Here is a 9,396-nt window from a genome sequence, read left to right on the forward strand (position 1 = left end):
CCCCCTGAGGTACCCGGCAGTGAGCCCCGCACCACCCGCCCCGGCCGCTCCCGAGCCGCTGTCCGTCGTCGGTATCGGGGCCGACGGCTGGGACGGACTGCCCGCCGCCTCCCGCCGGGCCCTGTGCGCGGCCGAGGTGCTGATCGGCGGCGCCCGCCAGCTGGCGCTGCTGCCCGCGGAGTGCACCGGCGAGCGCGTCCCGTGGCCCTCCCCGCTGCGTCCCGCCGTCCCCGGCCTGCTCGCCGCGTACGCCGGACGCCGGATCTGCGTGCTGGCCAGCGGCGACCCGATGTTCTACGGGATCGGCCGGACCCTGACCGAGGTGCTGGCGGAGCAGGCGGAGGGCGCTCCGCCGGACGCGCCGGGCGGGCCGTCGGGAGAGGCGCCGGCCCCCGCCGCCGGCCACCGGCTGCGCATCCTCCCGCACCCCTCCGCCGTCTCCTACGCCTGCGCCCGCCTCGGCTGGCCGGTGGAGGACACCGAGGTCGTCACGCTCGTCGGACGGCCCGCCGAGAACCTCCTCCGGGCGCTGTACGACGGCCGCCGGGTGCTGGTGCTGTCCGCGGGCGCCCACACCCCCGCCGAGGTCGCCGCGCTGCTGCGCACCCACGGCTTCGGCCCGACCCGGATGCGCGTACTGGAGCAACTCGGCGGCGCCCGCGAGCGGACGGCCGAGGGCGTGGCCGCCGACTGGGACCTCCCGCCCGGCGACGCCCTCAACGTCCTCGCGCTCGACTGCGTCCGCGCGCCTGGCACCCCGCACCTGTCCACCGTCCCCGGCCTGCCCGACGCGGCCTACGAGCACGACGGCCAGCTGACCAAGCGTCATGTCCGGGCCGCCACCCTGGCCGCGCTGGCGCCCGCCCCCGGTGAACTCCTGTGGGACATCGGCGGCGGCTCCGGCTCCATCGCCGTCGAATGGCTGCGGGCGCACCGCAGTTGCCGCGCCGTCAGCGTCGAGCGGGACCCGGTACGCGCCGAGCGCATCGGCCGGAACGCGCGGACGCTCGGCGTACCGGGGCTGCGGGTGGTCACCGGTTCCGCGCCCGCCGCGCTGGAGGGGCTGCCGGTGCCGGACGCGGTGTTCATCGGCGGCGGGCTGACCGCCCCCGGCCTGCTCGACGCCTGTTGGGCGGCGCTGCCTGCCGGCGGCCGCCTCGTCGCCAATACGGTGACCCTGGAATCCGAGGCGCTGCTCGCCGAGCGCCACCGTCGCCACGGCGGCGAACTGGTCCGGCTCGCTGTCTCCCACGCGGTGCCGGTCGGCGGCTTCACGGGCTGGCGGCAGGCGATGCCGGTCACCCAGTGGTCGGCGGTCAAACCCCCGGCCGACTCCCGTTCCGCCTCCTCCGCTTCCTCCTCCGCCGCTCCTCCCGCCTCTCCGGGACCGTCCTCGCAGGAGAACCGACAGCCATGACCGTCCACTTCATCGGCGCGGGCCCCGGCGCCGCCGACCTGATCACCGTGCGCGGCGCCCGTACGCTCGCGTCCTGCGGGGTGTGTCTGTACGCCGGCAGCCTGGTGCCGCGCGAGCTGCTCGCCGAGTGCCCGCCCGGCGCGCGGCTGATCGACACCGCGCAGCTGGACCTCGACACGATCACCGCCGAGATGGTCCGCGCCCACGAGGAGGGCCACGACGTCGCCCGGCTGCACTCCGGCGATCCGTCCGTCTTCAGCGCGGTCGCCGAGCAGATGCGACGGCTGGACGCGGCCGGTGTGCCGTACGACGTGGTGCCGGGCGTCCCCGCGTTCGCCGCCGCGGCCGCCGCCCTCAAGCGCGAGCTGACCGTCCCCACCGTCGGCCAGACCGTCATCCTCACCCGCGTCGCCCAGCGCGCCACGCCCATGCCCGAGGGCGAGAACCTCGCCACCCTCGGACGCAGCGGCGCGCTGCTGGTGCTGCATCTGGCGGCCATGTACGTCGACCGGGTCGTCGCCGAACTCCTGCCGCACTACGGCGCCGACTGCCCGGCCGCCGTCGTCGCCATGGCCTCCCGCCCCGACGAACTCGTGCTGCGCGGCACCCTCGCCGATATCGCCGGCCAGGTGAAGGACGCGGGCGTGGTGCGGACGGCCGTCATCCTCGTCGGGCGCACCCTGGGCGCCGAGCAGTTCCGCGACAGCCACCTCTACTCGACGGACCGCGAGCGGCCGCACGCCCCGTGCGCGGCGCCGGAGCCGGAACCGACGGACACGCCGTAGGGCAGCAGAACCGACGGACACGCCGTAGGGCAGCGGAACCGGCTGACACGCCGTGAGGCCGGGACCGTCCGGTGGGTGATCTCACCGCATCGGGGTGAATGTCCGTTTCCTGGCTCCCGGGGGCCGGTAAGGAAGCTGCGACACCCAAGGGGGGCCGAGCAAAGGAGTACGCCACGATGCGTACCAAACTCGCCGCCGGCCTGGTCGGCGCCGCAACCGTGCTGACGCTCGTCGGCGGCCCCGTCGCCGTCGCGGACGGCAAGGACAACCCCACGCTGGCGACGGACACCCCGGCGCAGACCCACGACGCCTCGCCGTGGATGCACGACGCCCCGGCCCGTACCTACGACACGCCGAGCCGGTTCAACGAGCGCCGGGACCGGCGGCACGACCGCCGGAACGGGCGCAACGAGGGCCGGGGGCGGTACCGCAACAACCCGCTCCGGCTGACGGCCTGTGCCCTGAAGACGGCCCTGGGCGCGCTCACCGGCAGGACGGGCCACTGCGGTCTGGACCGGTTCGCCCGCGGCGGCTACCGCAACAACAACTTCGGTCGCAACAACAACTTCGATCGCGGCTACCGCAACTACTGACCGCCGAGTCGGGGAGGCCCCTCACCCGAGGGGCTCTCCACGGCCGGTCTCACCGGGGCCCCGCGGCTCCGCCCGCCCCACCACCATCCCCGCGCGGTCGATGCAGATGATGTCGACCGCGACGGGCGCCCCCCGCAGCACGGCCAGCGACTCCTCGCGCGCCCGCGCCGCCACCAGATCGCCCAGCGGCACCCCCGCCGCGGCACACAACTGCAGTGCCGCCAAACCCGTGTTGGCCTCCGCCACCGCAGCCGCCAGCGCCTCGTCCGCCCCGCCCTGCCGGGCCAGTTCCGCCAGGAACCCCTTGTCCACCTGTGAGCGCGCGGAGTGCAGATCCAGATGCCCCGCCGCCAGCTTGGACAGCTTGGCGAACCCGCCGCAGACCGTCAGCCGCTCGACCGGATGACGCCGCAGGTACTTCAGCACCGCGCCGGCGAAGTCGCCCATGTCCAGTAGGGCGTCCTCGGGCAGGTGGTGCAGGGCGACGGCGACCTTCTCCGAGGTCGATCCCGTACACCCGGCCACATGCCGCCGCCCCGCGGCCCGCGCCACATCCACCCCCCGCCGGATGGAGTCGATCCAGGCCGAGCAGGAGTACGGCACCACGATCCCGGTGGTCCCCAGGATCGACAGCCCGCCCAGGATGCCCAGCCGCGGATTCCAGGTGCTCCGGGCGATCTCCTCCCCGTGATCGATCGAAATCTCCACCTCGACGTCCGGCGCCGCGCCCGCCCCCGTGCCGCCGTACCGTCCCGCGACCTCCCTCAGATGGTCCCGCATCAGCTGCCGCGGTACGGGGTTGATCGCCGGTTCGCCGACGTCCAGCGGCAGCCCCGGCCGGGTCACCGTCCCGACCCCCGGCCCGGCCCGGAAGACGATGCCGGACCCGGCGGGCAGCGCCCGCACCGTGGCGCGGACGAGCGCCCCGTGTGTGACGTCCGGATCGTCGCCCGCATCCTTGACGACACCCGCCATCGCGGAGGTCCGGCCCGCCGCCAACTCCTCCACCGCCAGGGCGAAGGACGGTGTCTGCCCCTTCGGCAGCGTGATCGTCACCGGGTCCGGGAACTCACCGCTCAGCAGCGCCGTGTACGCGGCCGTGCTCGCCGCCGTCGCACAGGCACCGGTCGTCCAGCCGTGCCGCAGCCCGGTGTGCGCGAGCTGCGCGCTGCGCCCGCCCGCGGCCTTCCCCGTACCCTGCGGCCCCGTACCCTGCGGTTGCGCTTCAGCCACGGAGGAACCCACATCCCATGAACGACGCAGCCCGCCCGGTGCGCCACGTCCTGATTCTCGGCGGCACGACCGAGGCCCGCCGCCTGGCCGGCCTGCTCGTGCCGGACCCGTCCCTGCGGGTGACGAGCTCGCTCGCCGGCCGGGTCGCCGCGCCCCGGCTGCCCGCCGGGGAGGTCCGCATCGGCGGTTTCGGCGGCCCCGAGGGCCTCGCCCGCTGGCTGCGCGCGCACGCGGTGGACGCGCTCATCGATGCCACCCATCCCTTCGCCGACACGATCAGTCGGAACGCGGCCCTGGCGGCCGCCACCGCCCATGTTCCCCTGCTGGCGCTGCGCCGTCCCGGCTGGGTACCGGGACCCGGCGACCTCTGGCACCAGGTCACCTCTCTGGACGAGGCCGCCGCCGCCCTCCCGGACCTCGGCAACCGCGTCTTCCTCACCACGGGCCGCATGGGCCTCGCCCACTTCGCCCACCTCACCGACCTCTGGTTCCTCGTCCGCTCCGTCGACGCCCCCGAGCCCCCCTACCCGCCCCGGATGACCACCCTCCTGGACCGCGGCCCCTTCACCGTGGAGGGCGAACGGACCCTTCTCCGCGACCACCGCATCGACGCCCTCGTGACGAAGGACAGCGGGGCGGCCGCCACCGCCGCCAAGCTGACGGCGGCCCGGGAGGCGGGCCTGCCGGTGGTCGTCGTCCGGCGGCCGCCCGTCCCGGAGGGGGTACCGGTGGCGGCGGGGCCGGAGGAGGCGGCGGAATGGCTGCGGGGAATTCTCAGCGGGGCAGATTCACACTGAGGTGATTGGCCTCACGGACCCGCTGCCGTAATTCCGCACGACGGTCCTCGGCTTCCGGTTCTTTCTCTTCCTCGTACGGTGCTTCCCGACCGGATTCGCTTTCTTCCGCCGCCTCCTCCTCACTCACGGCGCATCCTTCCGCAGTGATTCCGCGATCCGGCGTGCGAGGTCGGGCGTACAGCGCCCGAGATCCACGAGCGGACGCGGAAAGTCCCCGGCCAGCGAGACGATGTCGAGCCCCAGCGACGGCAGGGTGATCCCCACGTCCTTCAGCGCCGTCCGCAGCTCGTCCCGTGCCTGTTCGGCGTCCCGGACCCGCCCGGCCGCCGGACTGCGCTCCGCCATTCCCATTTTCGCTCTTCTCCGTTCGGGTTCCTGATCCTGAAGGAACTGCCAAATTGCTTGTGCAGTCCTAGAGTTGTCGCCCGAATCCGGATCTCGATAGATATCCGACGTTGTCACCACGCAGGGCAACAAAGGGAGTTGAGATGGTCGAACGCAGTCCCGAGAATGAAGATTCCGCTCGCGCCGTACTCGCCAGCGAACTCCGCCATTTACGCGGCACGTCGGGCCGTTCCCTGGCCCAGCTCGCCGACGAGACCAACTACGACCGCACCTACCTGCACCGCCTGGAGACCGGCGAACGCCTCTCGAAGCTGCCGGTCATGGAGACGCTCGACCAGGTCTACGCAACGGGCGGACTGCTCGTACGGCTGTGGAAGCTGGCGCGGCTGGACGCCTTCAAGGACAAGTACCGGTTGTTCATGCAGCTGGAGGCGAAGGCGACCATCCTCCATGCGTACGCGATCACGGTTCCTGGGCTGTTGCAGACAGAGGACTTCGCCAAGTTCTCGCTGTCGTCTTCGCCCACTCCCGTAAGCCCCGATGAGCTCGAAGAGGCAGTGGCCGCCCGACTCGGCAGACAGGAGTTGTTGCAGCGTGACCGACCGCCGAACGTCCGGATCATCCTTGATGAGTCGGCTTTGCGCCGCCCGGTGCCCGATCCCAAGATCTGGCATGACCAATTGGTGCGCATCTCAGAGGCTGCCGAGGCTCAGCACGTGACCATCCAGGTGCTTCCCTTCGCCGCCGGAGTGCATAGCCTGATGGGTGGTTCACTGTGGCTCTTGTGGATGGCGGACGGTAGCGGCGTTGCCTACCTGGAAGGCAACAAGTCAGGCGAACTTCTCGAAGAGCCAGCCGAGGTTGAGCGATACCGCCTGTCTTACGATCAGCTTCGCGACGCGGCGCTCTCGCCGCCCGACTCAGCAGCATTCATCAGGCAGTTGGTGGAGGACAGCAGACCATGAACACCATTCCCGACCTGACCGGCGCGGTGTGGCGTAAGAGCAGCTACAGCGATGGGGGAGCTGACAACTGCGTGGAGGTCGCCGACGGCTTCCCCGATGCCGTCCCTGTCCGTGACAGCAAGAACCCCGAGGGCCCGGCGCTGTTGATCCCGGCCATGGCTTGGGCTGACTTCATACGCCAGGCGAAGGCCGACTGGCTGGACTGAGGGAGGAGAAGCGGTATCCGTCAAACAGCTACCGGAAGGCAGCAGCGTGAAGGCAACCCCGATTCTGGCCGGCATCGCCTGGCGCAAGAGCAGCTACAGCGACGGCGGAGAGGACAACTGCGTCGAGGTCTCCGACGGCTTCCCCGGCGTCGTCCCGGTCCGTGACAGCAAGAACCCCACCGGCGGTGTGCTGCTCTTCCCGGCCACCGCCTGGTCGGGGTTCATAGCCACCGTGAAGAACGGCCGTCTGCTGACCCCGGCTGAGCGTGCAGAGCGCGCCAGGAAGGCGCTGACGACGCTGAAGGAGTGGAACGGGTACGTCCCGGCCGCGGCACAGCAGCAGGACTTGGATTGTGAGCTCGACCGGCGTCTGGCCCAGGTGACCGGCCGGTGAGCGACGCCCTGTACATCGTCCTGGACGACACCGCGATGCCGCCACCACGTCCCCGAAGAGATGGCACGGCGAACCGATCCGCGCCCTGGACCTGAACGCCTGAACAAGACCCTCGAACCGGAACTCGGAGAAGGGTGGTGGCGATGACCGCCTACCGCGTCACAGCGCGCCACGCGGCCAAATGGTGGGCCCTGGAAGTCCCGGACCTCCCGGGGGTGTTCAGCCAGGCCAAGCGCCTCGACAAGGCCGAGGAGGCGGCGCGCGAAGCCATCGCCGTCATGCTCGATGTCGAAACCGAGGACGTTGAGGTAGAGATCGAGCCGGTGCTGCCCAGTTCTCGTATGCATGTGGGCTAGCTGGGATGGGCAGGTGCCGCCTCCGGCCACGGGCTCAGAGGCGGCACACTCACCGGCCTCACCCCTCCGGATACCTCCGAGGCGTCCACACGGCCTCGGTCCCGTCGTCGCGCCGTACCGCCTGGGTCTGGGACGAGCCGACGATCAACAGCGTGCGCATGTCGACCTGGTGCGGGTCCAGGTCGGTGAGGCGGACGGTGCGGAGGGATTCCTCGGGGCCGCCGATGTCGCGGGCGAGGATGACGGGGGTGTCGGGGGCGCGGTGTTCCAGGAGGAGTTCGCGGGCCTTGCCGACCTGCCAGGTGCGGGTGCGGGAGCCGGGGTTGTAGAGGGCCAGGGCCAGATCGGCGCCGGCCGCCGCGTGGAGGCGTTCGGCGATGACCTCCCAGGGCTTGAGGCGGTCGGAGAGGGAGATCACCGCGTAGTCGTGGCCGAGGGGGGCGCCGGCGCGGGCGGCGGCCGCGTTGGCGGCGGTGACGCCCGGCAGGACGCGGACGGGGATGGCGCGGTACGGGTCCTGGGCGGCGACCTCCATCACGGCGGTGGCCATGGCGAAGATGCCGGGGTCGCCGCCGGAGACCACGGCCACCCGGCGGCCGCGCCCGGCCAGGTCCAGGGCGAGTTCGGCGCGTTCGGACTCGACCTTGTTGTCGGAAGCGTGGCGGCGCTGGCCGGGGCGGCGCGGGACGCGGTCGAGGTAGGTGGTGTAGCCGACGAGGTCCTGGGCGGAGGCGAGGGCGCCGCGGGACTCGGGGGTCAGCCAGAGCGGGCCGGCCGGGCCGGTGCCGACGACCACCACCTCGCCGGGGCCGGATGCCGCGGAAGCCTCGGGCGGCGGGCTCGCGATGCGGCTGGGGACGACGGTGACGGAGAAGTACGGGACCGTGTCCGCGTCGATGTCGGCCAGTTTTTCGGTGCGTTCACCGGACATGGTGGCGCGTTCGACGTAGTGGGCCTCCGGCAGGCGGCCGGAGCGTTCCATGGCGCGGCGCACGGTGGGGAAGGTGCGGCCGAGCTTCATGACGACGGCGGCGTCGGTGGAGGCCAGACGGGCGGTCAGCTCCTCCTCCGGCAGGGTGCCGGGGAGGATCGTCAGGACCTCGTCGGCCTCGGCGAGCGGCCTGCCCAGGCGGGCCGCGGCGGCGCTGACGGAGGTGACGCCGGGGATGACCTCGGTCGGGTAGCGGTCGGCCAGCCGCTTGTGCATGTGCTGGTAGGAGCCGTAGAAGAGCGGGTCGCCCTCGGAGATGACGGCGACGGTGCGGCCGGCGTCGAGGTGGGCGGCGAGGCGGGCCGCCGCGGCCTCGTAGAACTCGTCCAGCGCGCCCCGGTAGCCGCCGGGGTGGTCGGTCGACTCGGTGGTGACCGGGTAGACCAGCGCCTCCTCGATGTGGTCGGCGGTCAGGTGCTCGGCGGCGATCGCGCGCGCGATGGAGCGTCCGTGCCGGGCGCTGTGGTACGCGATGACGTCGGCCTCGCCGATGACCTGTACGGCCCGCACGGTCATCAGGGACGGGTCGCCGGGGCCGAGCCCGACGCCGTAGAGACGGCCGGGGGTGGCCGGGGACGGTGTGCCGTCGGTGCCGGGTGCCTGCTGCTCGCTCACGCTCATTCTTCCTCGCTCGCCAGGGCGTTGATCGCGGCGGCGGCCATGGCGCTGCCGCCCCGGCGCCCGCGCACCACCAGGTGGTCCAGCTTCGACGGATGGGTGATCAGCGCGTCCTTGGACTCCGCGGCGCCGATGAAGCCGACGGGTATGCCGATGACGGCGGCCGGGCGGGGCGCCCCTTCCTCGATCATCTCCAGGAACCGGAAGAGGGCGGTGGGGGCGTTGCCGAACGCCACCACGGCGCCGTCCATCCGGTCGCGCCACAGCTCCAGGGCGGCGGCGCTGCGGGTCGTCCCCATCCGGGCGGCCAGGTCAGGGACGGACGGGTCGGCGAGGGTGCACAGCACCTCGTTGTCCGCCGGCAGCCGCTTGCGGGTGACGCCGCTGGCGACCATGTTGGCGTCGCAGAGGATCGGGGCGCCGGCGCGCAGCGCGGCGCGGGCGCTCGCCACCACGCCGGGGGTGAAGGCCACATCGCGTACCAGGTCGACCATGCCGCAGGCGTGGATCATGCGGACCGTGACCTGGCTGACGTCGGCGGGCAGCCCGCCGAGGTCCGCCTCGGCGCGGATGGTGGCGAAGGACTGGCGGTAGATCGCCGCACCGTCCTTCTCGTAGTCGAACGCGGTCACTGTGGCCTCGGGGTTGTCGGGTGCGGGCTGGCTCATGGGGCGTGGCTCGGGGGTGGCTCGGGGT

13 protein-coding genes are annotated in these 9,396 nt (G+C 72.6%); 8 read left to right on the plus strand and 5 right to left on the minus strand.

Annotation, left to right across the window (positions count from 1 at the left end):
- Positions 1-19 precede the first annotated feature (19 nt).
- The 3 genes from cbiT (at position 20) to EST54_RS31615 (ending at position 2,795) form a co-directional block, all read left to right on the plus strand.
- Positions 20-1,417 carry a precorrin-6Y C5,15-methyltransferase (decarboxylating) subunit CbiT gene (gene cbiT, locus EST54_RS31605; protein WP_129251131.1) on the plus strand — a complete coding sequence of 466 codons (1,398 nt, stop codon included), beginning with the start codon at positions 20-22 and terminating at the stop codon, positions 1,415-1,417.
- Positions 1,414-2,202, plus strand: a complete 789-nt coding sequence (gene cobM / locus EST54_RS31610; protein ID WP_129251132.1) for a precorrin-4 C(11)-methyltransferase — start codon at positions 1,414-1,416, stop codon at positions 2,200-2,202. The genes cbiT and cobM overlap by 4 nt, the downstream gene beginning before the upstream one ends.
- Positions 2,203-2,378: 176 nt before the next feature.
- Entirely contained in the window at positions 2,379-2,795 is a 417-nt protein-coding gene (locus EST54_RS31615) for a hypothetical protein (protein ID WP_129251133.1), read from the plus strand.
- Positions 2,796-2,816: 21 nt separating this feature from the next.
- Here EST54_RS31615 and EST54_RS31620 read toward each other — a convergent pair whose 3' ends face one another.
- Positions 2,817-4,028, minus strand: coding sequence for a cobalt-precorrin-5B (C(1))-methyltransferase (locus EST54_RS31620; protein WP_129251134.1), 1,212 nt, complete (start codon positions 4,026-4,028; stop codon positions 2,817-2,819).
- 17 nt (positions 4,029-4,045) lie between these two features.
- Between EST54_RS31620 and EST54_RS31625 the strand changes: the two genes are divergently transcribed.
- Positions 4,046-4,825: a cobalt-precorrin-6A reductase gene (locus EST54_RS31625; protein ID WP_129251135.1), complete on the plus strand. Its 780-nt coding sequence runs from the start codon at positions 4,046-4,048 to the stop codon at positions 4,823-4,825.
- Here the strand turns inward: EST54_RS31625 and EST54_RS34190 are convergent.
- Together EST54_RS34190 and EST54_RS31630 are read right to left on the minus strand one after the other, a co-directional pair.
- Positions 4,803-4,952, minus strand: a complete 150-nt coding sequence (locus EST54_RS34190) for a hypothetical protein (RefSeq protein WP_154074043.1) — start codon at positions 4,950-4,952, stop codon at positions 4,803-4,805. The genes EST54_RS31625 and EST54_RS34190 overlap by 23 nt on opposite strands.
- Positions 4,949-5,170: a hypothetical protein gene (locus EST54_RS31630; RefSeq protein WP_129251136.1), complete on the minus strand. Its 222-nt coding sequence runs from the start codon at positions 5,168-5,170 to the stop codon at positions 4,949-4,951. The genes EST54_RS34190 and EST54_RS31630 overlap by 4 nt, the downstream gene beginning before the upstream one ends.
- A 143-nt stretch (positions 5,171-5,313) precedes the next feature.
- Between EST54_RS31630 and EST54_RS31635 the strand changes: the two genes are divergently transcribed.
- From EST54_RS31635 to EST54_RS31650, 4 genes are all read left to right on the plus strand, one after another.
- Positions 5,314-6,135 (plus strand): helix-turn-helix domain-containing protein, encoded by an 822-nt coding sequence (locus EST54_RS31635; protein WP_129251137.1) that lies wholly within the window; start codon positions 5,314-5,316, stop codon positions 6,133-6,135.
- Positions 6,132-6,341 carry a DUF397 domain-containing protein gene (locus EST54_RS31640; protein ID WP_129251138.1) on the plus strand — a complete coding sequence of 70 codons (210 nt, stop codon included), beginning with the start codon at positions 6,132-6,134 and terminating at the stop codon, positions 6,339-6,341. Before EST54_RS31635 ends, EST54_RS31640 begins: the two co-directional genes overlap by 4 nt.
- 46 nt (positions 6,342-6,387) lie before the next feature.
- The gene (locus EST54_RS36300) at positions 6,388-6,735 is read left to right on the plus strand and encodes a DUF397 domain-containing protein (RefSeq protein WP_174857556.1); all 348 of its coding nucleotides are present in this window, start codon (positions 6,388-6,390) and stop codon (positions 6,733-6,735) included.
- A 143-nt stretch (positions 6,736-6,878) separates the two neighbouring features.
- Entirely contained in the window at positions 6,879-7,091 is a 213-nt protein-coding gene (locus tag EST54_RS31650; RefSeq protein WP_129251139.1) for a type II toxin-antitoxin system HicB family antitoxin, read from the plus strand.
- Between the two features lie 58 nt (positions 7,092-7,149).
- On the opposite strand, the gene EST54_RS31655 is transcribed toward EST54_RS31650, so the two are convergent.
- Both EST54_RS31655 and EST54_RS31660 read right to left on the minus strand, forming a co-directional pair.
- Positions 7,150-8,703 carry a precorrin-2 C(20)-methyltransferase gene (locus EST54_RS31655; protein ID WP_129251140.1) on the minus strand — a complete coding sequence of 518 codons (1,554 nt, stop codon included), beginning with the start codon at positions 8,701-8,703 and terminating at the stop codon, positions 7,150-7,152.
- Complete coding sequence (locus tag EST54_RS31660; RefSeq protein ID WP_129251141.1) at positions 8,700-9,368, minus strand: precorrin-8X methylmutase; 669 nt, start codon at positions 9,366-9,368, stop codon at positions 8,700-8,702. Before EST54_RS31660 ends, EST54_RS31655 begins: the two co-directional genes overlap by 4 nt.
- Positions 9,369-9,396: the final 28 nt, after the last annotated feature.

Origin of the sequence: Streptomyces sioyaensis (assembly GCF_004122735.1) — a bacterium.
GTDB lineage: Bacteria > Actinomycetota > Actinomycetes > Streptomycetales > Streptomycetaceae > Streptomyces > Streptomyces sioyaensis.

What these genes read in the sequence shown, in the direction of transcription:
- EST54_RS31630 (WP_129251136.1), bottom strand. Translation starts at nt 5,170, where the DNA reads ATGGCGGAGCGCAGTCCGGCGGCCGGGCGGGTCCGGGACGCCGAACAG.
- EST54_RS31660 (WP_129251141.1), bottom strand. Translation starts at nt 9,368, where the DNA reads ATGAGCCAGCCCGCACCCGACAACCCCGAGGCCACAGTGACCGCGTTC.
- cobM (WP_129251132.1), top strand. Translation starts at nt 1,414, where the DNA reads ATGACCGTCCACTTCATCGGCGCGGGCCCCGGCGCCGCCGACCTGATC.
- EST54_RS31640 (WP_129251138.1), top strand. Translation starts at nt 6,132, where the DNA reads ATGAACACCATTCCCGACCTGACCGGCGCGGTGTGGCGTAAGAGCAGC.
- EST54_RS31615 (WP_129251133.1), top strand. Translation starts at nt 2,379, where the DNA reads ATGCGTACCAAACTCGCCGCCGGCCTGGTCGGCGCCGCAACCGTGCTG.
- EST54_RS31650 (WP_129251139.1), top strand. Translation starts at nt 6,879, where the DNA reads ATGACCGCCTACCGCGTCACAGCGCGCCACGCGGCCAAATGGTGGGCC.
- EST54_RS31625 (WP_129251135.1), top strand. Translation starts at nt 4,046, where the DNA reads ATGAACGACGCAGCCCGCCCGGTGCGCCACGTCCTGATTCTCGGCGGC.
- EST54_RS31655 (WP_129251140.1), bottom strand. Translation starts at nt 8,703, where the DNA reads ATGAGCGTGAGCGAGCAGCAGGCACCCGGCACCGACGGCACACCGTCC.
- EST54_RS31635 (WP_129251137.1), top strand. Translation starts at nt 5,314, where the DNA reads ATGGTCGAACGCAGTCCCGAGAATGAAGATTCCGCTCGCGCCGTACTC.